Source organism: Symbioplanes lichenis, from assembly GCF_030709675.1.
In the GTDB taxonomy this organism is placed as follows: domain Bacteria; phylum Actinomycetota; class Actinomycetes; order Mycobacteriales; family Micromonosporaceae; genus Actinoplanes; species Actinoplanes lichenis.
This window is the reverse complement of record NZ_JAUZQD010000013.1, coordinates 225,765-248,947: the sequence shown is the minus strand read 5'-3', so window position 1 is coordinate 248,947 and position 23,183 is coordinate 225,765. Positions and strand designations below refer to the sequence as shown.

The window sequence follows — 23,183 nt, the reverse complement described above, 5'->3', positions numbered from 1 at the left end:
CCCCTCAGGGCAGCTGGCTGGTGTAGTCGCAGCAGGTGCGGCCGGCCTCGTCGGGCACGCCGTCCTGGTCCGAGTCGATCTCGCCCTCGGCGGTGGAGTAGACGTCGCGCGAGTTCAGGTCGATGCGCCCGTCGCCGTCCCAGTCGTTCAGCTTGCCCTTGAAGGTGCCGAGGATGAACGCGTTGGTCATCGGGCCGACCTCGGGGTCGTGCAGCGTGGACAGCACGCCGTTGCCCGGGGTCAGGATCTCCTCCAGCGAGCGGCCGGCGATCCGCGCCAGGTTGACGTAGCCCCAGCCCTGGAAGCGGCCGCGCACGTAGCGGATGGCGGCTTCCTCGCGGACCTGGAACTTCGGCTCGAGGTGCCACGTGCCGTAGCGGGCGAAGCCGATGCGGGCCTGGCGTACGCCCTCGCTCGGGTCGTCGGCGCGCCCGGAGCGGAAGAACGTCCGCGGCACCAGCGACTCGAAGAAGAAGTTGCCCCGGTCCCGGCGGGTGCGGTCGGTGAAGCCGCGGAACAGGTAGTTGTCGCAGTGCGGCGAGCCGTCGGCGTGCAGGCCGGCGATGGTCTTGGCGATGACGAGCTGCCGTTCCCGGGTGGCCACGTTGGGACACGCGTGCGCCTGACCGTAGATGCGGGCCAGCCCCTGGGGCGCCAGCGAGATCTTGCCCCAGTGGGTGTTGGTGTCGTCCAGCCGGACGTACAGGTCGCAGTGGATGAGCAGATAGATGGTCTCGTCGAAGGTGCGGCCGGGGGTGAGGAGCCCGGACCGGCCGTCGAAGGCGGGGTCGCCGGTCTGCAGCTCGGCGGTGAACAGCCGGGCCCATTCGGCGATCTCCGGGTCGTCGTCGGTGAGGAACTCGCGCAGCGTCTCGATCGCCTCCGGGCCGCCGAGCTTCTCCACCGCCCACAGCGCGTCCCAGCGCACCTCGCGGTCGGTGTCGTGGCGGATCGCCTCGCGCAGCAGCTCCAGCGCGTCCGGGTGGTCGCGGTCGGCGTACTCGAACAGCGCCTGCTCACGCATGACCGGGTCGCGGTGGTGCAGCGCCTGCCGGCGCAGCTCGTCGTTGGCCCGGTTGTCCAGGCGGATCGCCACCCGGTCCAGGGCGTAGCCGAAGTCGCTGGCCCACGCGGCGGGGTCGCCGGCCACGAACCGGGGGTCCACGTGGCTCAGCGTGGTGCGGTAGGCGAAGTTCAGCGCCTCGCGCTGGTCGGTGCCCAGGTCGTCGAGCAGCACCGGGCTCTGGACAGCCGCGCCCCACGAGCCCGGATCACGCTCGGCCAGCAGTCCCGGAGACTTGTTACAGAGGTCGATGGCCATTGCGGCGTCCCTTCTGCGGCAGCGGTCCGTTCCTTGCCAGTCTCGCGGCGGCGCGGGCCCCGGCCTTCTCGCAGCTTGCCGTTCAGGCCGCCGGGACGACGGACTGCTCCGTGACCAGCAGGAGGGGCAGGGCCAGGACGACGGGCGGGTCGGTGGGCCGGCGGGGGCGCAGCCGGAGGTCGGGGCCGGCGGCGACCCAGCACCGGTCGAGCTCGGCGTCCGCGACGGCCTCGGCCACCGTGACCGAGTCGTCGAACACCACCGCCAGCGGCCGGGCGTCCGGCGGCGCCACCGAGAACCGGGCGCTGCCGGGCACCGCGACGATCGCGCACTCCACCGGCCGTTCCTGCGGGATGCCGCTGCGGAACAGGCCGACCACGGCGAGGGCGCCGGGCGGGCCGCCGGTCACCGGCACGGTCAGGGCGGGGTCCACGGGCTGCGCCGGGCGGATCGCGCGGAGGACGTCGTTGCACGGACGGTCCCCGTACGCCGCGACGAGCCGCCGGAAGCGGCCCGGCGGCACCCCCACCGCCCGGGTGAACTGGGAGGTGAACGTGCCCAGGCTGGAGTAGCCGATGCGCATGCAGATCTCGGTGACGCTGACCCGGCTGGTGGCCAGCATCCGTTTCGCCTCGGCCATCCGCCACGCGGCCAGGAACCGGGCCGGCGTGGAGTCGGTGACCTTGAGGAACACCCGGTGGAAGTGGAACGGGCTGAGCCAGGCGCTGCGGGCCAGCTCGCGCAGCGAGTAGTCGTCGCCCAGGTGCTCGCGCATCACCCGGATCGAGCGGCGCACGGCGCGCACCCAGTCGTCGGCGGTGTGCTCGGTCGCGCAGTCGGCCTCGACGCGCTCGACGCTCATGACCGTGCCTCCTCTCCGGCGGTGGTGAAGAGCCGCTGCAGCTGACGGCGCTGGGCCCCGGCCGGCGCCGAGGCGATCATGGTGTCGCGCAGCCGGCAGGCGAGGGGGTGCCGCCAGGCTCCGACGCGGGCCAGCATCCGCGCCTGCGACCAGGCCGCGCGGGCCCGGCGGCGGCGCCGGCGGTGATAGCGGTGCAGGGCCGTGTCCAGCTCGGTGCCGCTGCCCAGCTCGGCGGCGAGCACCGCGGCGTCCTCGAAGGCCTGCGAGGCGCCCTGGCCCATGGTCGGCAGCGCGGGGTGCGCGGCGTCACCCGCCAGCACGACGCGCCCGGCGTGCCAGGCCCGGAGCGGCGGGCAGTCGTAGGCGCCGGTCAGCGTGAGCTCCGCGGGCGTGGTGACGTCGAGCAGCTCCGGGATCGGGTCGTGCCACGTGTGGAAGAGCTCCGGCGGCCGTACGGGCGCCCGGGCCGGATCGGCAACGGGCGCCGACGCGAACCAGTAGACCCGGTCGCCCGGCAGCCGCCAGATGCCGAACTGGTGGGCGCCGCCGAAGGTGAGCAGCCCGGGCGCCGCGGGCAGGGGGTGGTGCACGGTGGCCCGCCACACCGCGAAGCCGGCGTAGCGCAGCGGCCGGGGGTCGACGTCCGCCCGGAGCCGGGACCGGATGCCGTCGGCGGCGATCACCACGTCGGCCCGGTCCTCGCCGCCGTCCTCGAAGACCACCGTGGCGTCGTGCGCCCCGCTGCGCACCCCGGCGCAGCGGCGGCCGAAGCGGACGGCGCCGGGCCCGAGCCTTCCGGCCAGGGCGGCGAGCAGGTCGGCGCGGTGCAGGGCCAGGCCCTGGCCACCGATGCGGTCCAGCTCGGGGCCGGTGGTCGCGCTGAGCAGCCGGCCGGCCGCGGTGCGCATGGCGGTGCCGGGCGAGGCCAGCGCCACCGCGCGTACGTCCTCGGCCGCCCCGAACGACGCGAGCGCGGTCAGCCCGTTGGGCCACAGCGTGAGCCCGCCGCCCGCGGCGCTGAGCGCGGCTCCGCGTTCGTACACAGTGGCCTGGATGCCGGCCTTGCCCAGGGCGACGGCGGTGGCGAGCCCGGCCGGGCCGGCACCGATCACGATGGCGGTGCGGACACCTGTCATGAGTTCCCTCCTCGCAGCATCAAGGTCCGGGCCGGGCCCGGGGGCAGGGCCAGCAGGCGGGTCAGCGCCCGCAGGCCCGGCACCAGCGCGACCGGGGTGTGCCCGGCTTGCCGGGCCTGGGGGACCACGCCGAGGTCGTGGGCCATCCCGGCGCCCGACCAGATGTCCCACTCGGCCACCACGGTCGTGGCCCGGGGCAGGGTGCCGGCCGCCCGCAGCGTCTCGCGCCGCAGCAGCTCGTTGGCCAGGGCGTAGCAGCCGAGATCGTGCGGCGGCAGCTCGGCCAGCACCGAGCCGAAGACGACGAGCCGGCGCAGCCGGGAGCGGTCGAGCGCGGCCAGCACGTGCCGCAGCCCGGCCACCTTCACGTCCTGGGCGGCGCGCAGCCGGGCCGGCCCGCAGTCGCCGGCCGGGCCGAGCACCCCGGCGCAGTGCACGACCGTGCGGACCGGCGCCGGGAGGCCGGTGAGCGCCCGGTCCACCGCGGCGGGGTCGGTCACGTCGGCGAGCCGCACGGTCGCACCGGGCACGCAGCGGCGCAACCGGTCGAGATGCCGGTCGGCCGCCGAGCCGGGCGCGGGCCGGGCCCGGTCGAGCAGCACCGGGTGGCAGCCGTAGCGGTGCGCCAGCAGTCCGGCCACCCGGATGCCGAGCCCGCCGAGCCCCCCGGTGACCAGCACGGCCTCGCCCGCGACGGGTCCCGGACCGGGCGGTGGCAGGGACACGGGCCGCCAGCTGGTCCGGGAGGCGCCGGTGCCGTCGACCAGCACCTCGCCCGTGAGGTCCGACGCGGCCAGGGCGTGCGCGGTGCGGAGGGCGGCCGGCGAGGGCAGGGGCGGCAGTTCGGCACATAGCCAGCCGGGCAGCCGGCGGCCCGCCATCGAGGAGCGCAGCAGCGCCGCGCCGCCGGCCCCGGAGTGGATCAGAACCAGCCGGCGCCGCTGCCACCACGCGTGGCGGACGGCGTCGAGCAGCAGCGTGTTGTCCCCCGGCCCGAAGACCGCGCCCAGGCGGATCACGACCGGCTCGGTGGCGGCGGGCGGGTGTGCGCCCGGCGCGAGCGGCCGCGGCCCGGGGACCAGGGCCAGGACGGTTCCCATGCGTCCGCCTCCTATCCGGGCAGGGCCGTGAGCAGCACCGGGATGGCCTCGGCCTGAAAGTCGACGTCCACGTCGAAGTCGTTGATCATGCCCTCCAGGACCAGCAGGGACAGCAGCGGGAAGACGAAGGCCGGGGCGGCCGCGATGCCGGAGCGCCGCTGCAGGTCGAACAGCCGGGTCGCGAACGGCGCCAGCCGGAACGTCCCGGCCGTACGCCCATGGTTGGCCCGCACCAGGTCCCGGAGGCCGGCCCGGAAGGCGTCCAGGTCGGCTTCGGGCGGCACGTGCTCGGCGCTGCGCAGCACCACTTCGGCGCAGCGCTCACCGCGTCCGGTGGCCAGGTTGAGGAAGAACTCGGCGAACAAGCGCTTGACCGCCGGGTCGAGGCGCACCACGAAGCCCGCGTCGAGGAGCACCACCTGCCCCTCGGCGGTCAGGCACAGGTTGCCCGGGTGCATGTCGCAGTGCACGAGCCCGTCCACGAAGAGCATCCGGAAGACCCCGGTGAGGATCCGGCGCACGACGGCGCGGCGCTGCTCGCGGGTGAAGTCGGCGGCCCGGAAACCGCGCAGGCCGGGGACGTACTCCATGACCAGCACGCCGTCGCCGCTGACCGCGGGCAGCGGCTCGGGCACGCGCATCAGCCCGTCGAGGTTGCGCCGCAGCAGGGCCAGCAGCTCCGCCTCCCGGACCAGGTCGAGCTGGCCCAGCACGGCCGCGCCGACCTGGTCGACCATGCGGCGCATCGGCACCTTGCGCAGCGGGGGCACCGCCTGGCCCAGCCCGGCCCCGGCCGCCAGCAGCCGGAAGTCGGCGCGCATCCGGCGGCTGATGCCCGGGCGGCGGATCTTGACGGCGACCTCGCGGCCGTCGAGCAGCCGGGCCCGGTGCACGCACGCGATGCTGCCGCTGGCCGTCGCGGTCCAGTCGAAGGCGGCGAACGGCCAGTCGGGGGCGGCCGGGTACGCCCGTTCCAGCGCCCGGCGGGTGCGCTCGGGTGACACCGGCCCCACATCGTCACGCAACGCACTCAGTGCCTCACACCAATGTGGAGGGAGAAGATCCGCCCGGGTGCTGAGCAGCTGACCGCCCTTGACGAAGGTGGGTCCCAGCTCCACGAGCAGCCGGACGCCCGGCCCCGGACCGGCGGGCGCCGACGTGGACCGGTGCAGCCGGCGGCGTACCCCGGAAAGGCCGGAGCGGACCGCGCAGCGCAGGGTGATCCCGGCCCACGCACCCAGCCGCAGCACGCTCATCGCCCGCCTCCCGTCGATCGGAGATCGTCGTTGCGCTCCGCGCAAACATCGGTGCGGTACCCGTGACAGCGGACAGCGGCCAGTGACAATGTCCGTACGGGGAAGCCGCGACTTTCATGGGGGCGGTGGTGGACATGCCCGGTGGCACGGCGATTCGGGTGCAGGTGCTCGGCGAGGTTCGCGTCTTCCGGGGCGAGCATCCCCTCGACCTGGGCCCGGCCAAGCAGCGAGCGGTGTTCGCCGCCCTGGCCCTGCAGCCGGGCGAGACGGTGTCCGCCGGGGCGCTGCGCGAGGCGGTGTGGGGCCCGGCCCAGCCCAAGTCGGCGCGGCAGGTCGTGCAGACCTATGTCGCCCGGCTGCGCCACGTGCTCGAGCCGGACCTGCCGCCGCGCGGCCGGGTGCACGTCATCGGGTCCAGCTCGGCGGGCTACCGGCTGGCGGTCGAACCCGGCCAGGTCGACGTGACGCGCTTCCGCACGCTGTGCGCCGAGGCGCGCGCCCGGGCCACGCAGGACCCGCCCCGGTCCTTCGAGCTGCTCGGGGCCGCCCTGCGGCAGTGGCGTGACCCGCAGCTGGCCGAGCTGGCCCGGCTGCTGCACACCGACGAGGCCGTGGCGGCCACGCACCGGGCGTGGTGCGACGCGGCCCTCGACTACGTGCGCGCCGGGCTCGGGCTCGGCCGCGGCGCGGCGGTGCTGGCCGTGGCCGAGCAGCTGGCCCGGTGCGAGCCGCTGCACGAGGAGGTGCAGGCCCGCTACATCGCCGCGCTGGAGCAGAGCGGCCGGCGCGCCGCCGCGCTGGACCAGTTCCACCACGTTCGGGCCCGGCTCGGCGACGAGCTCGGCGTCACGCCCGGCGCCCAGCTGGCCGGGGCGTACCGGAAGATCGTGCGGCCGCGGACCCCGGCGCCCGCCGGGCCGAGGCCGGACCCACCGCCCTGGCGCGGGCCCGGCGCCGGCCCCGGCACGCTGGTCGGGCGCGACGCCGACCTGGTCTCGGTCACCGGCCGGCTCGCCGAGGACCGGCTGCTCACGCTGACCGGGGCGCCCGGCTGCGGCAAGTCCGCGCTGGCGCTGCACGCCGCCACCGCCGTGCGCGACCGGTTCCCCGGCGGCGTGCTGGTGCTCGAGGCGTCCGAGATCCCGGGCGCCGCCGGGCTGGCCGAGGCGCTGGCCCGGCTGACCGGCGGGCAGGCCGGCGACGACGCGGCGGCACTGCTGGGCGACCGGCGCACCCTGCTGGTGCTGGACAATGTGGAGCATCTGGTCGCGGTCAGCGCCGCCGCCGCGGACCGGCTGATCCGTTCGGTGCGCCGGGTGTCGGTGCTGGTGACCTCGCGCGAGCGGCTCGGGCTGCCCTACGAGACGGTGTGGCCGGTGCAGCCGCTGGAGGTCGGCGGTCACGACGGCGCCACCGCCCTCTTCGCCCGCCGGGCCGCCCAGGTGAGTCCCGGCTTCCGGCTGACCCGCGACAACACCGACCAGGTGGCCGACATCTGCCGCCGCCTCGACGGGCTGCCGCTGGCCATCGAGATGGCGGCCGCCTGCCTGGCCGCCGTGCCGCTCGACGAGCTGACCGAGCGCACCGCCCGGCCGCTGGACGAGATCACCCCGCCCCGCCGGTATCCCCCGGCGCACCAGCGCTCGCTGCGCTCGACGTTGCGGCGCAGCGCCGACTGCCTGAGCGCCGCCGAGCGCCGCTGCTTGCACCGGCTGGCCGGGCTGACCGCGTCCTTCGGCCCGGCCGACGCCGCCCTCGCCTGGGACGGGCTGCCGGGCGGGCCGGTCGACGTGCGGGCCATGCTCAGCCGGCTGGTCGACGCCTCGCTGCTGTCGGTGCTGCACTCCGGGACGGGCACCCGCTATCGCATGCTGCGGCTCGTGCGTTGCTCCGCGGCCGAGCTCGGTCATTCCTGCCCGCTGCCGGGTTGAGCTGGTCATGGCGGCGGCTCACGCGTTCCACGGCGCGGTCGGGAACCATCCGTAGCCGAAGCGCGCGGGCAGCCGTACGTCCCGATAGACCAGCAAGAAGACGCCGACCAGGGCGCCGAGCACCGCCAGGCGCAGCCGCGGCCGGCCGGCGAACGGGTCGCGCACCAGGCCCAGCGCCGCCGGCCCGAGGAAGGCCAGGGCGAGGCCGATCTCGCGGTCCACGAAGGACGCCGACCACACGTACGCCGGCAGCACTCCCCCGAGCGCGGCCAGCGCGAGAGTCAGCCGCGTGGGCGTCCCGGTGCGGCCTGGACGGGTCAGAACAGCCATGATTCCCCTCCCGGTGCTATGCGATAGTGAAGGAAGCTGTGCGTGAGGAGCCGGAGTGACGAAGCCGCCGAGGGAGCGTCGTCTCTACGACCAGGAGTGCGGACTGGCCTACGGTCTCGACGTGGTGGGCGAGCGCTGGACCCTGCTGATCATCCGGGAGCTGCTGCCGCGGCCCCGGCGCTTCCGGGACCTCCTCGACGGGCTGCCCGGCATCGGCACCAACCTGCTCGCCGAGCGGCTCAGCTCGCTGGCCGAGGCCGGCGTGGTCGAGCCGCTGGAGCCGGGCCGCCGCACCGCCGGTTACGCGCTGACCGAGCTGGGCCGCACGCTGCACGAGCCGATCCTGGGGCTGGCCCGCTTCGGGCTGCGGGCCGGCGCCGGCCGCCCCCGGCCCGCCGGCGCGGTCAGCCGGGCGTCCTGGGCCCCGCTGGCGATCGAGGCGATGCTGGCCGGCGGGCCGGGGCCCGAGGCCGACGAGACCTACCAGTTCGACGTGGGCGGGGAGGTCTTCCATGTGGCGGCCGCGGCCGGGCGCGCGGTGGTGCGCCCCGGGCCCGCCGCGGCGCCGGACGTCGTGGCCACCACCGACCCACGCACGTTCTTCGACCTCGGGCTGGGCCGGCTCGACCCGATCGAGGCACTGGTCAGCGGCGCGGTCCGGGTCACCGGCCGGCCCGCGGCGGTGCCCCGCTGCCTGCGGCTGATCGGCTTCGCCGACGCCCCGGCGGGTCACGGCCGCACCGCATAGGGCGTCAGGGCGCCGCGCAGCTCGGCCGGGATCGCGGCCGGCTCCAGCCCGCGCCCGGTGCGCCGCATGCAGGCGACGGTCTGCCGCCCCCGGGCCAGCAGGTCGGGCCCGCGCCGGTAGTCGAAGCCCATGCCGATGCGGTTGCCGGTGATGTGCTCGAGGCTCATGTGCACCTCCACCACGTCGCAGGCGAAGCTCTCGATGTAGAAGTCGGCCGCGCAGCCGACGGTGGCCAGCGCCAGCCCGGCCCGCAGGTCGGCGAGCACGCCGGGGGCGCGGTCGGCCAGGAAGTGCTCGCGGCAGTGCCCCTGCCAGGCGAGGTAGTGCGCGAAGTAGACGTTGCCGACGAGGTTCGTCTCGTCGAAGGTGACGCGGTGCCGATAGACATAGGCCGGGCCGGTCATGGCGTCTCCCCCAGCCCCACGCAGACGGCCACCGGGCCGGTCGTGCTGGTCACGACGGTGCTGTGGAGGTGGCACCCGGCGGCGGTCAGGGTGGTCCAGCCCGCGGCCGGCGCCCCGGTGAGCAGCAGCGGGTCCGGGGCCGTGCGCCCCAGCTTGCGCAGGCTCTCGCGACAGGCCCACACCTGGTACGCGCCGGCCGCGCCGAGCTCCGCCGCCACCTGACGATCGCCGGACCCGAGCGGCACCTCGCCGGGCCCGGCCGCCTCCCAGTCCACCGCGACCGGCTGCGGTGCCGCGGCCACGAGCACGTGCCCGGCGAGGTGACTGGCGGAGGCGTGGCCGGGGCCCGCCACGAGCAGGGCGCCGTCCGGGGCGTGCCGGGCCGGGGCGTCCGCCAGCCAGGCGGCGACCTCCCGGGTGCGTTCGCCGCCGGTCCGGGTGGCCGGGGCGACCGCGAGGTCGAGGCGCAGCCCGGGGTGGGCCCGCCGCAGCGTACGCGTCAGCAGCGCCCCCAGCACGGCGAGCGGCAGCGGCGCCGGGTCGAGCGGGCCGGTCACCCGCAACCGCAGGCCGGACCACTCCTCGACGACCTCCGGCCCGGCCCCGGACACGACCAGGTCGAACACGAGCTCGTCGCCGTCGCCGGGGCGCTGGCGGGCGTGCACGGTCAGCGTCCCCTCGGGCCGCCCGTGGAACCGGATCTCGTCGGCCCCGACCGGCAGCAGCCGCCGGTCGGGCAGGCAGCCCTGCAGGATGTGCAGGAACGCGTCGCGGGCGCCCGGGTCGCCGAGCACCAGCGCCGGATCGTGGAAGGCGCCGAACCAGCGGGCGTCCGGGTCGGCGGTGACCGAGCCGAGACAGCGATAGGCGCTGAGCCGGTGATAGCCCCGGACCCGCCGCAGCGCGGGACCGTGGAAGAACAGCGGTCCATAGAGGCCGGCCGCCGGCATCGGGTCTCCGGCCACCACGACGGGCCCGACGGTGCCGGGGCGGGCCGGGCCCGCGTCGGTGCAGGTGGCCCGGAAGTGGTCCGTGGCGAAGCCCGTCTCGGCGCTGCGCAGCACCGTCTCGATCGCGCCGTCCTCGCCGGCCAGGGCCGCGACCCGGATCCGGCGCGGCTCGCGCTCCGGCACGGTGACCGGCCGGGCGAACGCGACCGCGGACAGCCCGGTGTGGCCGGGCTTGCCGCCCAGGGCCGCCGCGGCCTGGGCCATCGCCTCCAGCCCGAGCACCGCCGGCAGCAGGACCGTGCCGTCGATCCGGTGGCCGGCCAGGGCGGGGTCGTCGCCCAGCGACAGGTCGGCGGTGCTGATCAGTTCGACGCCCGGGGTGTGGGCCGGCCGGGCGGCGGTGAACCGGCCGGCCGGGGTCTCGTCGTCGTCCCAGCGCACGGCCGGGCTCGCCGGGAGCCGCCCGGTGACCAGCACGGCGGCGGGCAGCCGCGGGGTGGCGAGCAGGCGCAGCAGCAGGTCGGTGCCGGTGGCCACGGGCACCGGGCTCAGCCCCTGGCGCACCAGCGCGTCGAGCGCCCCGAGCCGCTCGCCCATCCCGGTGCCGGACCACGCCGACCACTCGACGGACAGCCACTTCACGTCCGAGTGCTCGGCGCTCAGCCGGGCGCACCGGCGGGTCAGCCACTCGTTGGCGATGGCGTAGTCGGCCTGCCCGGCGAGCCCGGTGCGCCCGATCACCGATCCGAACGCGACGGCGAACCGCAGCGCCGCCGGGTCGAGCGCGGCGAGCACGTGGTCGAGGGCGGTCTTGGGGGCGAGGGTGGCGTGCAGCTTCGCGGGGGTGAGGGCGGCTATGCGTACGGGCTCGTTGCGGCCCGCCGCGTGCAGGAGGCCCCGCACGGTCAGGGGCCGCAGGGCGTCGGCCACGGCCTCGGAGTCGGTGACGTCGGCGCGCACATACCGGGCCGTCACCCCGGCCTCGGTCGCGCGCCGCAGGGCTGTGACCACGGCCGGATCGTCGCCGGGGCTGCGGCCGAGCAGGATCATGGTCGCCCCGGTCGCGGCGCCGAGCGCGAGTGCGCACTCGAGGCCGATGCCCCGGGCGCCGCCGGTGACCACGCACGCGTCGCCGCGCCCGAGCGGGATCGCCGCGTCGTCCCGGGGCGGGATCACCAGCTGCCGCAGGACCGGCTCGGCCCGCACGCCGCCGGGACCGAGGACCACCTCCGCGTACGGGCGCAGCGGGCGATGCGCCTCGGCGGCGGCCGCCCGGATCCCGTCCGCCGTGGCGGGCGTCTCGGCGACCAGCACCGGCACGGCGGGGTTCTCGGCGGCGAGGCTGCGGCCCACGGCGGCGCCGATGCCCCCGTGGTGCAGCACGACCAGCGGCCGGCGATCGGCGTCGGCGGCGCGCAGCGCGGTCACCACGTCATCCGCGGCGTCGGCCGCCGGCCGGTCGGGGGCCAGGGCCAGTAGCCGCGCGGGCTCGCCGGCGCCGGGCCGCCGGGGGAAGGCGACGGTGAGCTCCCGCTCGTACGGGTGCCCGCCCGCCCCGATGATCTCCCAGTCCCGCGGCTGCGGGGCGGCGGCGGGCGGCGCGACCGGGGTCAGGTGCGCGCCGAACACCCGCACCCAGGCGGCGACCCCGGTGACCGGCGGCTCCGCGCTCCCGGCGGGCGGCAGGGCGGCCAGGGTCGCGGCCAGCTCGGCCACGGTCGCGGTCGCCAGCTCCAGCGGTGCCGTGGGCGCGGCCCGGCCCAGGTCGGCGGCGAGGGCGGCGGCGAGCTGACCGACGCGCAACGAGCTGAGGTGCAGGTCGGCGAGCAGGCGGGCGTCCGGGGCGACGGCGGCCGGGTCCAGCTCGGCCTCGCCGGCGACCCGTTCCCGCGTGATCTCCAGCGGATCCGCCGTCGCGTTCACCACCCGCGGTTCCGCTTCCACCGCCGGCTCGTCGACGACGATATCGGTGGATTCGCACGGGTTGGTGAGGAAGGCGCGCGGGCGGTCGAGATCGAACACCCGGGTCTCCCGGCGGTCGAACCACGGCTGGACGCTGTCACAGGCGCCGGCGGCGAAGAGGGCGGCGCCGGCGACCGCGAGCCCGTCCGCCTCCGGGGCGCCCGCGTCGAGGGCGACGGCCCGGTCCCCGGCCAGGCCGGCGAGCACGTGCCCGGGGCCGACCTCGACGTAGAGGTCGGCGGCGAGCAGGGCGAGGGCGGCGGTGAAGCGTACGGGGGCGGTGAGCTGGGTCGTGAGCAGGGCGGGCAGGTCGGGCTCGGCGGGCAGCCAGGCTCCGGTCACGGTGGAGGCGACCGGCCGGGACAGCGGTTGCCGGCGGATCCGGGCGGCGGCGGCGCGGACGGGATCGGCGGCCGCCGCCATCGCGGGCGAGTGGAAGGCGTGCGCAACCGGCAGCCACGTGGCGGCGAGGCCTTGGCCCCGGGCCCGTGCCACGACCCGGCCGACGGCGGCGCGGGGGCCCGAGACCACCGTGTGCCCGGGCCCGTTCTCGGCGGCCACCACCGCGCCGGTGCCGTCCACCAGCGTCTCGGCGCCGGGGCGGCCGGTGCCCAGGCTCGCCATGGCGCCATCGGTGCCGCCGGCCTCGGCCATCGCCGCGCCGCGGGCCCGGGCCAGCGTGTACGCCTCGGTCTCGGTGAGCGCCCCGGCCCAGCACAGGGCGGCCAGCTCGCCGAGGCTGTGCCCGGCGGCGGCGTGCGCCCGGACCCCCAGCGTGTCGAGCCAGCGCAGCCCGGCCAGGGCCGAGCGCATGATCGCGGGCTGGGCGACGTCCGTGCCGGCCGGCCCGGCGGCGGGGTCCGGGACGGTGAGCGGGTCGTCGTAGCCCGGCGGCAGCTCGTCGAGCAGCCGGCCGAGCGCGCCCGGGCCCGGATGGCAGGGGGCGGCCTGCCCGGAGAAGAGCAGTGCGACCCGGAGCGGCGCCCCGGCGGCCACGAAGACCCGGCGCACCCGGTCGAGGACGAGCCGCTCCCCCGCCTCGAGGCGCTCGGCGGCGTGCCCGGCGGCCGCGGCCAGCTCGTCGACGGTGCTCACGGCGGCGGCGAACCGGACCGGCGCGTCGCCCCGGTGCCCGGCGGCCAGGGTGGCGGCGAGATCGGTGAGCTCGCCGCGCGACATCACCGGGGCGGCGCCGGCGACATGGCGCAGCCGGGCGGCCAGGACCCCGGGCCGGTCGGCGGTGCACACCACGATCTCCCGGCCGGGGTGCCGGGCGGCGAGCCGGCTCTGGTGGCGGGCGAGGCGCCGGCGGGCCGTGGGACCCGTGCCGCCGAGCACGGCGTGCACGTTGATACCGCCGAAGCCGAAACCGCTGACGGCGGCGTAGCGCTCCGGCCCGGGCCAGGGCCGGGCCTCCGCCGGGGCGTGCAGCGCGGTGGCCGGGTCGTGCAGCAGCGGGTGCGGGTCGGCGCAGCCGGTGGCCGGCGGCAGCACCTCGTGGTGCAGGGCGAGGACCGCCTTGATCAGCCCGGCCGCCCCGGCCGCGGCCTTGGTGTGCCCGATGTTGGCCTTGACACTGCCCAGCGCGGCCGTCGGCGCCCCGGGCCCGCGCACGTCGCGCAGGGCGGTGATCTCGGTGAGGTCGCCGATCTCGGTGCCGGTGCCGTGCCCCTCGACCAGCCGCACGCGGGCCGGGTCGAGGGCGGCCCGCTCGTACGCGCGCCGCAGCGCCAGCCGCTGCCCCGCGACCTCCGGCCGGGTCAGCCCGCCGCGGCCGTCCGAGGCGGTGCCCCAGCCGAGCAGCCGGGCGTAGGCGCGCAGCCGGCGCTCGCGGGCGTACGACTCGCGGCACAGCACGAGCACGCCGCAGCCCTCGCCGGGCAGGAAGCCGGTGGGGCGGCGGTCGTAGACCCGCATCTCGTCGCGGGCCAGCGCGCCGGCTCGGGCAAAGCCGACCAGCTCGAACGGGTCCAGGCTGAGGTCCACGCCCCCGGCCAGCGCGACGTCGAGGTGCCCGGCGGCGACCGCCTCGGCGGCGGTGGCCACGGCGAGCAGCGAGGACGCGCAGGCGCCGTCCACCGTGTACCCGGTGCCGTGGAAGTCGAAGTGGTTGCAGACCCGGCCGGCGATCGTGTTGGCCAGCGCCCCGGCCAGGGTCTCGTCCGACGGCACCGGGAAGGCCGCCTTGTAGCGCCGCTCGATGTCGCCCAGCAGCGCCGACCGGGCGCCGGGCGGCAGATCCGTGCCGGCCAGGGCGGCGGCGACCGTCCGCCCCACGTACGGCCACCGGGTCCGCAACGTCGCCGCCCGCGAGAACTCCCCGGTCAGCGAGTTGCCCAGCACCACCCCGGCCCGGTCGCGGTCGACGCCCTCGCCCCCGGGCAGCCCGGCGTCGGCCAGCGCGTCCGCGCTCACCTCCAGCGCCAGCCAGTGGCTCGGGTCCACGGCCCGGTACGTGTCCCCGGGCACCCGGAACCGCGCCCGGTCGAAGTGCCAGCCGTCGAGCAGGGCGGCCCGGGTCACGTACGTGTGGTCGGGGTCCGCGCCGCCGTAGTCGGCCAGGGGCAGCCGCCCGTCCGGGAGGCGCCGGAACGAGCGCCGCCGGGCCATGACGTTGCGCCACAGGTCGCCCGGCCCGTCCGCCTCGGGGAACCGGCAGGCCAGGCCGGCCACGACGACCGGGTCGGAGGTGGTCATGTCAGGACACCGCGCGCCGGGCGAGGCCGGCCGGCTCGGGCAGCCGCCGCGCGGGCGCCGGGTGGGTCGCGCCGGCCGGGGCCCGCCGGCTGTGCAGCCGCTCGCGGAACCACGTGATCACCAGCCGTGCCCCGCAGACGATCACGAGGGCGAAGAACAGGCCGAACGTGATGTGCGCGACGAGCAGCAGGCCGTAGACGCCGGCCGTGCTCAGCCCGAAGAGCACCTGGTCGCGCGGCCGGACCGGCGTGGTGCCCGGGTCCGTGATCATGTAGTTGGTGAACAGCACGAAGGCGACGCCGGTCATGGCCACCAGGGCCGAGACGAGCGCGACGTCGAGGAACACCGCGCGCAGCACCGCCTGCAGGGCAAATCCGCCCACCCAGGCCGCGATCAGGGGCAGCTTGCCGGTCAGCTTGCCGTTGAGCATCGTGCCGGCGGTCAGGATCGCCGCCGGGACCGCCCAGTCGACGATCGTGCCGGTGGTCTCGGTGAACTGGTAGGGCGGGGCGATGGCGACCGCGCTGAACAGGATCAGCGTGACGGCGATGCCGAAGTTGCTCGGGTTCATCATGTGCCGCAGCGAGCCGTTCACCCGGACGCGGAAGACGTACTTCCCGGACACCGCCACGGCCACCGCGAAGACGGTGGGCAGCAGCCGCTGGTTGCCGTACAGCAGCATCGCGCAGGCCAGGGCCGCGATGTGCGCGGGCAGCAGGAAGTTGACGAGGTCCACGGGCGACCCCCGCCAGCGCGGGGTGGTGTGCCTCGCCCACGCGTCGACGGTCTCCAGCAGCAGGCTGAGCGCGTACGCGGTGAGCAGCGCGACGACCGGTGTCAGGTAGGCCTGCTCGAAGCCCAGCCAGACGTGTCCCAGGACGGTGAAGACCGAGATGGACAGGGCGAAGCGGCGCAGGGCCTTGATCCGCGGGTCGGGCATGGTCTCAACCTCTCTGCAGGACGACGTCGTGCCAGCCGGGGGCGAGCACGCGGCGCAGCGTGTGCGGGCCGGCCGCGTCGCGCCAGGTGATGTCGGCGGTGACCGGGCCGGTGGCCGCGCCGAGGCCGAAGAGCAGCTCCGGGGCGTTCACGCCGGTGTGGCCGTTGGCCGGGAAGAGCTGCGCGCGGCGGGCCGGGCCGCCGGAGGTCGTGATCGTGACCGCGGCGCCGACGGCCGGGCGCGGGACGGCGCCGGGCACCCCGGGCGTGGCGGGCAGCAGCAGCCGCAGCCCCAGATAGGAGCGGTGCGGGCCGCGGTTGTGCAGCAGTTGCGAGCGGGCGAACTGGTTGCTGATCAGCGCGTCGAGACGCCCGTCGCGGTCGATGTCACCCAGGGCGATGCCGCGGCTCGGGCCGGGGTTGGCCAGGCCGATCGCGGCGGCCACGTCGACGAAGCGGCCGTCCGGGCCCCGGACCAGGAAGGGGTCGCGCTGGTGCCCGGACACGTCGTCGCCCGGCACGAAGTCGGGCCACGCGGCCGGGTGGCGGACCAGGTCGTCGTTGGTCAGCGCGAGTTCCTGCAACTGGGCCCAGCGGTTGCGGGTGCCGGTGACGAAGCCGACCGCCTGGACGAGCTCGTCGGTGCCGTCGCCGTCGAAGTCGCCCGCCTTGACGTCCCACGCCCACCCGGTGCGGGCCAGCCCGAGCGGCTCGCTGTCGTCGCGGTACGGGGCCCGGCCGCCCGTCAACGGCCCGGTGCCGGTGCTGACGAACGCGAAGTTGCTCTCCTGCAGCCCGTACGGGGTGGTGATGTTGCTGACCACGAGGTCCGGGCGGCTGTCGGCGTTGAGGTCGGTGAACGTGACGCCCATGCTCTTGAACGAGTCGTTGCCCAGCGCCTTGGACTTGGGGGTGGTGGGCAGCCGTTGCCCGCGCAGCTCGGTGAAGGCGATGCGCCCGGGCACCGAACGGTTGTGCAGCAGATAGTCGGGGCCGAAGTCGTTGGCGACATAGAGCTCGGGCAGCGCGTCGCCGTCGAGATCCTGCGCCCCGGTGGCCAGGGTCCACCGCTTGGACTGCACTTCGGTCAGCGCCCGGGACTGGTCCTCGTAGCGCGGCACGCCGTTCTCCACGCCGGCCAGCCGGAGGATGACGTTCTCGCCGGCGTTGGCGGCGTTCGACATCGACTCCTGCATCTGCATCGCGGGGTCGTCGGTGGCGGCCGGGTCGAGCACCCGCGCCCCGGCCGGGAAGTAGTTGCCCACGATCAGGTCGAGGCGGCCGTCGCCGTCGAGGTCGGCCAGGTTGGCCGTGGTGGAGTTCCAGATCCGCGACGGGTCGCTCACCACGTCCGCCGGGGTGAAGGCGCCGATGCTCAGCGGCACGCCGGGGCGGCGCAGATAGGCGACGGGCGGGCGGCCCCAGAAGTAGACCAGCACGTCGGACCAGCCGTCCTCGTTGAGATCGCCGGGCAGGCAGCCCATCGGGGCCATGACGTCCGGCCGGTAGCTCAGGCCGGTGGGCTCCAGGGTCAGCAGCCGGGTGCCGGTGGGCAGGCGGAGCACGGAGACCGAGTCGTCGCGCGGGTCCACCAGGCACGCCTCCCCGGCGCGCCCGTCGTTGTCGAGGTCGGCCAGGCCGCCGCTCGCGCCGACCGCGGAGATCCACGTCCGGATGTGCTCGAGCTGAGGCTGGACCCGGCGGACCGTCCGGGCGCCGGGCGGGTCGCCGTTGACGTCGCCGATCGTGAACGCGAACCGGCCGGCCAGCTCGGCCCGCTCCCCGGCGCTCGCGGACGGCAGCCGGGTGGCGAGCCCGGCGCCCACGCACAGGACCAGCGCCAGCAGGCCGGCGGCGCCGTTGCGGACACGCTGTCTCAGCGGCATGACGGTCCTCCCGTGACGACCGGGGCGGCGAGGCTCTGGATGCGCAGCCGCCAGGTGCGGTAGTCGGTGGCGGTGGCGCCGGGGCGGTCGAGGTCATGGCGGGCCGACCAGGTCCAGCCGGCGGCGGTGGGCACGTCCACGCCGGCGAGGACCCGCACGGCCGTCCGGGCGTGCTCGGGCACGTACTCGCTGTGCTGCCAGGCCTCGGCGGCGAAGGCGGCACCCTGGGCGAGCGCGGGCCGGTGCTCCCGGGCGAGGGCGGGCAACGCCGCGACGGTCGCTTCCGGCACCCCACCGGCGTACGTGACCGCCAGCGCGATCCCGCTCCACGCGTCGCCGTGGTGCCGGGCGGGCAGCCGGGCGACGTGCCGGGCCAGCTCGGCCGGGTCGCCGCAGGCCCGGAACCACAGGTGCCGGCCCAGTCCCTGGTGCCGGATGTCGCAGGTGGGCGCGCAGATCGGCGGATGTTGCGCCCAGCGGCGGACGGCCCGCTCACCGGCGAAGAAGCCGTGGCAGAAGCCCAGCCCGTCGTAGGCCAGCCAGCGCAGCAGCGGCGCCCCGGCCCCGAGCCCGCCGAGCCGGGTGCGGTGCAGCTTGGCCAGCGCCCAGCCGCTGCCGACATGGATGAGGTACGCGTACCGCCCGTCATGGGCGTCGTGCAGCGCGGCCAGCCGCCGCCCGCCGCCGGGGCTCAGCCGGTCGAGCAGAGTCGCGGCCATGGCGGCACCCTCGGCCGCGAAGCCCCGCAGCCGCGGCGGCAGGCTTCCGAGGGCCGGCGCCGTGCCGGCCGGCGTGGCCAGCTCGGCGTTGTAGCCGGCGAGGAACGTGCCGGCCGCCGTCTGCAGCACGGCCCGGGTCGCGGCGGGTTCGGTGCGGAAGCCGCGGGCCGCGAAGTCGGTCAGGCCCGGGCGCAGGACGAGCGGTCGCAGGTGCAGCGGCGGCGAGGTCATGTCCGCTCCTGGCGGGTTCGGCGGGTGAGGACCCGGCGAAGCCTGCCACCGCGAAGTTGAGGAACTCTTGAATTCCATATAGCACCGTGCAAGAAGCGGGGTGCCGATCCGGGCCCTAATCTGGGTTTCTCCGCATCCCCCCGGCTGGCCACAACACAAACCGGTAGCGACCGCGGAAGGCGGTGAGGCATGCGGATCAGCGAGCTCGCCCGGCGCGCCGGCGTCGCCCTGCCCACGGTGAAGTACTACCTCAGCGCGGGCCTGCTGCCGGCGGGGCATCGGACGGCGCCCAACCAGGCCGACTACGGCGAGCGGCACCTCTACCGGCTGGAGCTGATCCGCACGCTGCTGGAGATCGGCGGCCTGAGCATCGCGCGGACGCACGCCGTGCTGCGCGCGGTGGACGCCGGCGTGTCACTGACCGCCCTGCTCGGCGTCCTCGACGAGGCGGGGCCGGGTCAGCCCCGGCGCCGGCCCGCGCCCGACCCGCTCGCGGGCGTGGTCGCCACGGCCGCCCGGCTCGACGTCGCCGAGCTGGGGCCGGCCCTCGACGGCTATGCCGAGGCGGCGGCCCGGCTGGCGGCCTGCGACGCGGAGGTCGTGCGTGCGATCGGGACCCGGATGGCGGCCACGCCCGGCGCCGATCGCGGCATGCTGCTGGAGCGGATCGTGGCGGCCGTCGTGCTGGGACAGGCCGCCGAGACGGCGCTGCGCGGCCCGGCCCGCCGCCACGCGCTGCGCCCCTGACACCTCACCGCTGCTTGCGCCCCTCCCCCAGCAGCCGTACCACTGTGGCGACCCGCGTCGCCCGGGTGTCGGTGCTCTTGGCGCCCTCGATCCACTCGACGTACTGCCGCTGGTAGAAGCCGGAGAGCCCGGCGAAGAAGTCACCGGTGCCCGGGGCCCCGGCCATGGCGGCGGTCAGGTCGCCGGGGACGGTGGCCTCCTCCGGCTCGCCGGGCTCCACGCGCACCCGCACGGTGCTGCCGGGACCGGCGCCGAGCTTCTTCTGCAGGGCCTTGTTGACCGGGAAGTACCACTGGCCGCCCCGGCTGCCCAGCGAGCCGCTGAACTCGGTGTCGTCGATGGTGCCGCGGATGTACTGCCGGGGCCGGCTGCCCCAGGTGGTGGTCGGGTCGAAGGGCATGCGGATGCGCACGGTGCCGCGCTGGTCCGCCTCGAGCTCGGCCCGGAACTCCTGAGCGTCCATGCCGCTCCTCGCTGGTGTCGGCGTTGACTTGGCCGCGTGCCACTGTGCCCCCGCCGGGGTCCGCGCGCCACGGAACTGTCGCCTCCGCGACGCCTTCGCACTTTCGGACAACCTGTTTCCGGCAACCTCGGAGAAGCCCCTCGCCGGGGGCGGCTGGCAGCGTCGGAGGTCCGAGACGGGAGGGACGCCATGACGCTGTCCAGGGAACAGTTGCTGCAGGTCGCGCAGCGGTGGACCGATGTGATGAACAACGGGAAGGTCGACGAGCTGGAGGAGCTCGTGGACTACGACGTGGTCGACCACTCCGGCCTCACGAAGCCGTACGGGTCGGGCTGCGACGGATTCAAGCACCTGGTCGAGCAGCTGCGCTCGACGTTCCCCGACTACCGGTCGTCGCTCGACTCGGTGGAGGTCGACGGGGACGTGGTCACGCTGCACCACACCGGCACGGCCAGCCCGCCGCAGACCCTCGCCGGGCTCACCGGGGAGCAGCCGGACGCGCCGGCCAGGCCCATGTCGTTCGCGGTCACCTCGGCGATCCGGGTCAACGACGAGGGCAAGGTGGTCGAGCACTGGGCGGTGAGCGGCCCCTTCGGCGAGCAGAACACCCCCGCCGACACGGGTACGGGCACCGGGACCGGGACGGGCACCGGCCTGCCCACGGGCACGCCCGAGCTCAACAAGGCGTACATGCAGCAGTACGTGGCCAAGGTGATCGACGCGGAGAAGGCCGACAACGCCCGGTTCTACTTCTCCGAGAACTTCTACAACCACGACCCGGCCCCCGGCGAGGAGCCGGGCGTCGAGGGCGCGGTGGCGTTCATCAAGAGCATCTTCACGGCGTTCTCCGGCTTCCGGACCGTGCTGGAGGAGCAGATAGCCGAGGACGACCTGGTCGCCGGGCGCTGGTCGCAGCAGTTCACCAACACCGGCCCCTACCTGGGCTTCCCGGCCAGCGGCAAGGACATCCACATCGGCGGCATCACGATCACCCGGGTCCGCGGCGGCCGCATCCTGGAGGAGTGGGAGGCGCGCGACGCGCTCAGCCTGCTCGGCCAGATGGGCATCCCGTCGCCGCTGGGCGCCCTCGAGGACGGGGTCACCGGCCCGGCCGCCGACGACGAGGCCGACAAGGAGAGCGTGCGCCGCTACTACTACGACGTCTGGGACCGGGAGAACACCGACGGCATCGCCGACATCTTCACCACCGACTTCGTCGAGCACAGCCCGGTGCCGGGCCAGCACGCCGGTACGGCCGGGGTCGCGCAGCTGGTCCGCGCGTTCCACACCGGCTTCCCCGACCTGTCGGTGAGCGTGGACCTGCAGGTGTCGGCGGGCGGCCGGGTCGCCAGCCGCTACACCGTGCGGGGCACCCACCGCGGGCTCTTCCGGGGCGCGGCGCCCACCGGCAAGCGGATCGAGGTGACCGGGATCGGCGTGCACGCGGTGCGCGGCGGCAAGCTCGCCGAGCACTGGGGCTTCTTCGACAACGCCACCCTGGTCACCCAGCTCGGTCTGATCGAGTTCCCGCCCGGCATCGGCGCGCCCTCCCCCGGCCCCGGCACCCCGGCTCCCGGCCCCGGCGCGCCGACTCCCGGCACCGGCGGCGGGTCGCCCGCGCCGGGCCCGAGCCCCTGGGACGTCAACGTCGGCGGCGGGGCGCAGGGCGGTTCCTGGTGAGCGCGGACCGTGGCCCCGCGGCGCTCGTCGAGCGTCTCGTCGCCACGGTCTTCCGCGCCGGCGACGACCGGCCGCTGGCCGGGCTGCTCGGCACCGGCGCCGACGAGGCCCGGCGCAGCTGCGACCGGGTGCTCGGCCTGCGGGCCGCCCTGCCGGACAGCCGGTGGACCGTCGACGAGCTGATCGCCGCCGGGGACACCGTGGCGGCCCGGCTGACCGTGCGCGGCGCCCGCCTGGGTGAGCTCGGCGATCCGGCCGGCTCCGCCCACCCGGTCACGGTCCCGCTCTACGGCATGTACCGGGTCGAGGGCGGCCGCATCAGCGAGGCGTTCCACGGGTTCGAGGCCCCGGCCGGACGGGCGCCGCGAGCCGGGGCGGGCGCCGAGCCGATCCTGGAGCTGGCCGACATCCAGGGCAGCGTGTTCCCCGGCTTCGCCAAGGACCACGTCGCCGTGCTGAGCCTGCGCATGGGCGCGCTCGGCGAGGCCCGGCACGCGCTGGGTGTCCTGGCCGGTGAGGTCGCCACTGCGGCCGAGGTGTGGGCGTTCGGCCGGCTGTTCGCCCGCACCCGCACCCGCCGCGGGCACGAAGGCGCGGTGAGCGCGACCTGGGTCTCCGCGGCTCTGTCCTATCCGGCGCTGATCGACCTGGAGCCGCAGGCCGTGGTCTTCGCCGACGCCGCCTTCCGCGGGACCTCCGGCCGCCGCGATGGGCTGCCGGACCTGCTGCTGATCGTGGCCGCCGACGACCCGGCCGCCCTCGACCGGGAGAGCGCCCGGCTCACCGCCGCGCTGGCGCCGGGCTTCGTCCTGCGGAGCCGGCAGCGCGGCGACGCCCTGCCCGGCGACCGGCGCGGCACCGAGCACTTCGGCTTCCGCGACGGGGTGGCGCAGCCCGGGGTGCGGGGCCGGCATCCGCTCCCGCCGCACGAGCCGGTCACCGCGCGGCTCAACCCGGGCGACCCGGACGAGGGCAAGCCGGGCCAGCCGCTCGTGCAGCCGGGCGAGTTCGTGTTCGGCTATCCGGCCGAGGGCGAGAACGGGGCGCCGGGACCGATCGCCGACGCCGGCCCGGACTGGGCCCGCAACGGCTCGCTGCTGGTCTACGCCCGCTACACCCAGGATGTCGCCGCCTTCGACCGGTTCGTCACCCGGGCCACGGCCGAGCTGCGCCGCGCGGCGCCGGCCCTGGGCTGGATCGGCGAGCAGCGGGTGGCGGCCATGATCGTGGGCCGATGGCGCAGCGGGGCCCCGCTGGTGCGCGCCCCGCACGCCGACGACCCGGCGCTGGGCGCGGACGACCGGGCCACCGACGACTTCGCCTACCGGTCGGCCCGGCCCGCCCGGCCCGGCTCGCCGTGGCCACCCGCGCCCGCGGATCCGGACGGGCTGCGGTGCCCGTACGCGGCGCATGTCCGCAAGGCGAACGTGCGCGACGACCTGGCCGGCACCGCGGGCCCCGGCGCGGCGCGGCGGCACCGGATGCTGCGGCGCGGGATCCCGTACGGGCCGCCGGGCGCCGACGACCGGGACCGCGGCCTGCTGTTCCTGTCCTACCAGACCTCGATCGAGCGGCAGTTCGAGTTCGTGCGCGACCGCTGGCTCGACGACGACAGCCTGCGCCGGCCCGGCGAGGGCATCGACCTGATCGTCGGCCGGTCGCCGGGTCCGCGGAGGTTCGGCGTCCCGGTGCCCGGCGACACCGGCCCGCACCTGGTCGAGCTGGACGCCGGGCAGCCGTTCACCACCTTCGCCGAGGGCGGCTACTTCTTCACGCCGGGGATCGGCGGGCTGCGCCGGCTGGCCCGGGCGCGCTGACAGA

At 76.3% G+C, this 23,183-nt stretch carries 17 protein-coding genes; 5 read left to right on the top strand and 12 right to left on the bottom strand.

Features of this window, described 5'->3' with window-relative positions:
- Positions 1-4: 4 nt before the first annotated feature.
- The 5 genes from RAN62_RS29530 to RAN62_RS29510 all read right to left on the bottom strand — a co-directional run bounded on the left by RAN62_RS29530 (position 5) and on the right by RAN62_RS29510 (position 5,675).
- Positions 5-1,321, bottom strand: a complete 1,317-nt coding sequence (locus tag RAN62_RS29530; RefSeq protein ID WP_305788072.1) for a HEAT repeat domain-containing protein — start codon at positions 1,319-1,321, stop codon at positions 5-7.
- 82 nt (positions 1,322-1,403) lie between these two features.
- Positions 1,404-2,183: a helix-turn-helix domain-containing protein gene (locus RAN62_RS29525; RefSeq protein WP_305788071.1), complete on the bottom strand. Its 780-nt coding sequence runs from the start codon at positions 2,181-2,183 to the stop codon at positions 1,404-1,406.
- Positions 2,180-3,319 carry an FAD-dependent monooxygenase gene (locus tag RAN62_RS29520; RefSeq protein ID WP_305788070.1) on the bottom strand — a complete coding sequence of 380 codons (1,140 nt, stop codon included), beginning with the start codon at positions 3,317-3,319 and terminating at the stop codon, positions 2,180-2,182. Before RAN62_RS29520 ends, RAN62_RS29525 begins: the two co-directional genes overlap by 4 nt.
- Positions 3,316-4,419, bottom strand: a complete 1,104-nt coding sequence (locus RAN62_RS29515) for a KR domain-containing protein (RefSeq protein ID WP_305788069.1) — start codon at positions 4,417-4,419, stop codon at positions 3,316-3,318. Before RAN62_RS29515 ends, RAN62_RS29520 begins: the two co-directional genes overlap by 4 nt.
- An 11-nt stretch (positions 4,420-4,430) precedes the next feature.
- The gene (locus tag RAN62_RS29510; RefSeq protein ID WP_305788068.1) at positions 4,431-5,675 is read right to left on the bottom strand and encodes an ABC1 kinase family protein; all 1,245 of its coding nucleotides are present in this window, start codon (positions 5,673-5,675) and stop codon (positions 4,431-4,433) included.
- Positions 5,676-5,809: 134 nt separating this feature from the next.
- Between RAN62_RS29510 and RAN62_RS29505 the strand changes: the two genes are divergently transcribed.
- A complete protein-coding gene (locus RAN62_RS29505; RefSeq protein ID WP_305788110.1) occupies positions 5,810-7,606 on the top strand; it encodes an AfsR/SARP family transcriptional regulator in 1,797 nt (598 codons plus the stop codon).
- Between the two features lie 18 nt (positions 7,607-7,624).
- On the opposite strand, the gene RAN62_RS29500 is transcribed toward RAN62_RS29505, so the two are convergent.
- Complete coding sequence (locus RAN62_RS29500) at positions 7,625-7,936, bottom strand: hypothetical protein (RefSeq protein ID WP_305788067.1); 312 nt, start codon at positions 7,934-7,936, stop codon at positions 7,625-7,627.
- 55 nt (positions 7,937-7,991) lie between these two features.
- Between RAN62_RS29500 and RAN62_RS29495 the strand changes: the two genes are divergently transcribed.
- Positions 7,992-8,684, top strand: a complete 693-nt coding sequence (locus tag RAN62_RS29495) for a winged helix-turn-helix transcriptional regulator (RefSeq protein WP_305788066.1) — start codon at positions 7,992-7,994, stop codon at positions 8,682-8,684.
- Here the strand turns inward: RAN62_RS29495 and RAN62_RS29490 are convergent.
- The 5 genes from RAN62_RS29490 to RAN62_RS29470 are packed head-to-tail and all read right to left on the bottom strand — an operon-like array spanning position 8,666 to position 18,472.
- Positions 8,666-9,088: an acyl-CoA thioesterase gene (locus RAN62_RS29490; protein WP_305788065.1), complete on the bottom strand. Its 423-nt coding sequence runs from the start codon at positions 9,086-9,088 to the stop codon at positions 8,666-8,668. The two genes, RAN62_RS29495 and RAN62_RS29490, sit on opposite strands and share 19 nt — an antisense overlap.
- Entirely contained in the window at positions 9,085-14,697 is a 5,613-nt protein-coding gene (locus RAN62_RS29485) for an SDR family NAD(P)-dependent oxidoreductase (protein WP_305788064.1), read from the bottom strand. The genes RAN62_RS29490 and RAN62_RS29485 overlap by 4 nt, the downstream gene beginning before the upstream one ends.
- Before the next feature lies 1 nt (position 14,698).
- Positions 14,699-15,637 (bottom strand): enediyne biosynthesis protein UnbU, encoded by a 939-nt coding sequence (locus RAN62_RS29480; protein WP_305788063.1) that lies wholly within the window; start codon positions 15,635-15,637, stop codon positions 14,699-14,701.
- 4 nt (positions 15,638-15,641) lie between these two features.
- The gene (locus RAN62_RS29475) at positions 15,642-17,522 is read right to left on the bottom strand and encodes a CRTAC1 family protein (RefSeq protein ID WP_305788062.1); all 1,881 of its coding nucleotides are present in this window, start codon (positions 17,520-17,522) and stop codon (positions 15,642-15,644) included.
- Positions 17,513-18,472 carry a DUF1702 family protein gene (locus RAN62_RS29470; protein WP_305788061.1) on the bottom strand — a complete coding sequence of 320 codons (960 nt, stop codon included), beginning with the start codon at positions 18,470-18,472 and terminating at the stop codon, positions 17,513-17,515. The genes RAN62_RS29475 and RAN62_RS29470 overlap by 10 nt, the downstream gene beginning before the upstream one ends.
- A 189-nt stretch (positions 18,473-18,661) precedes the next feature.
- On the opposite strand from RAN62_RS29470, the gene RAN62_RS29465 reads away from it, so the two are divergent.
- Positions 18,662-19,219, top strand: coding sequence for a MerR family transcriptional regulator (locus tag RAN62_RS29465; protein ID WP_305788060.1), 558 nt, complete (start codon positions 18,662-18,664; stop codon positions 19,217-19,219).
- A 4-nt stretch (positions 19,220-19,223) separates the two neighbouring features.
- Here the strand turns inward: RAN62_RS29465 and RAN62_RS29460 are convergent, their stop codons facing one another.
- Positions 19,224-19,682, bottom strand: a complete 459-nt coding sequence (locus RAN62_RS29460) for a YdeI/OmpD-associated family protein (RefSeq protein WP_305788059.1) — start codon at positions 19,680-19,682, stop codon at positions 19,224-19,226.
- Between the two features lie 189 nt (positions 19,683-19,871).
- Here RAN62_RS29460 and RAN62_RS29455 point away from each other — a divergent pair, with 189 nt between their 5' ends.
- Positions 19,872-21,362 carry an ester cyclase family protein gene (locus tag RAN62_RS29455; RefSeq protein ID WP_305788058.1) on the top strand — a complete coding sequence of 497 codons (1,491 nt, stop codon included), beginning with the start codon at positions 19,872-19,874 and terminating at the stop codon, positions 21,360-21,362.
- Positions 21,359-23,179 carry a Dyp-type peroxidase gene (locus tag RAN62_RS29450; RefSeq protein WP_305788057.1) on the top strand — a complete coding sequence of 607 codons (1,821 nt, stop codon included), beginning with the start codon at positions 21,359-21,361 and terminating at the stop codon, positions 23,177-23,179. Before RAN62_RS29455 ends, RAN62_RS29450 begins: the two co-directional genes overlap by 4 nt.
- The last annotated feature ends 4 nt before the right edge of the window (positions 23,180-23,183 follow it).

What these genes read in the sequence shown, in the direction of transcription:
- RAN62_RS29465 (WP_305788060.1), top strand. Translation starts at nt 18,662, where the DNA reads ATGCGGATCAGCGAGCTCGCCCGGCGCGCCGGCGTCGCCCTGCCCACG.
- RAN62_RS29460 (WP_305788059.1), bottom strand. Translation starts at nt 19,682, where the DNA reads ATGGACGCTCAGGAGTTCCGGGCCGAGCTCGAGGCGGACCAGCGCGGC.
- RAN62_RS29470 (WP_305788061.1), bottom strand. Translation starts at nt 18,472, where the DNA reads ATGACCTCGCCGCCGCTGCACCTGCGACCGCTCGTCCTGCGCCCGGGC.
- RAN62_RS29510 (WP_305788068.1), bottom strand. Translation starts at nt 5,675, where the DNA reads ATGAGCGTGCTGCGGCTGGGTGCGTGGGCCGGGATCACCCTGCGCTGC.
- RAN62_RS29525 (WP_305788071.1), bottom strand. Translation starts at nt 2,183, where the DNA reads ATGAGCGTCGAGCGCGTCGAGGCCGACTGCGCGACCGAGCACACCGCC.
- RAN62_RS29490 (WP_305788065.1), bottom strand. Translation starts at nt 9,088, where the DNA reads ATGACCGGCCCGGCCTATGTCTATCGGCACCGCGTCACCTTCGACGAG.
- RAN62_RS29455 (WP_305788058.1), top strand. Translation starts at nt 19,872, where the DNA reads ATGACGCTGTCCAGGGAACAGTTGCTGCAGGTCGCGCAGCGGTGGACC.
- RAN62_RS29485 (WP_305788064.1), bottom strand. Translation starts at nt 14,697, where the DNA reads ATGACCACCTCCGACCCGGTCGTCGTGGCCGGCCTGGCCTGCCGGTTC.
- RAN62_RS29530 (WP_305788072.1), bottom strand. Translation starts at nt 1,321, where the DNA reads ATGGCCATCGACCTCTGTAACAAGTCTCCGGGACTGCTGGCCGAGCGT.
- RAN62_RS29475 (WP_305788062.1), bottom strand. Translation starts at nt 17,522, where the DNA reads ATGCCGCTGAGACAGCGTGTCCGCAACGGCGCCGCCGGCCTGCTGGCG.
- RAN62_RS29500 (WP_305788067.1), bottom strand. Translation starts at nt 7,936, where the DNA reads ATGGCTGTTCTGACCCGTCCAGGCCGCACCGGGACGCCCACGCGGCTG.
- RAN62_RS29520 (WP_305788070.1), bottom strand. Translation starts at nt 3,319, where the DNA reads ATGACAGGTGTCCGCACCGCCATCGTGATCGGTGCCGGCCCGGCCGGG.
- RAN62_RS29515 (WP_305788069.1), bottom strand. Translation starts at nt 4,419, where the DNA reads ATGGGAACCGTCCTGGCCCTGGTCCCCGGGCCGCGGCCGCTCGCGCCG.
- RAN62_RS29480 (WP_305788063.1), bottom strand. Translation starts at nt 15,637, where the DNA reads ATGCCCGACCCGCGGATCAAGGCCCTGCGCCGCTTCGCCCTGTCCATC.
- RAN62_RS29505 (WP_305788110.1), top strand. Translation starts at nt 5,810, where the DNA reads ATGCCCGGTGGCACGGCGATTCGGGTGCAGGTGCTCGGCGAGGTTCGC.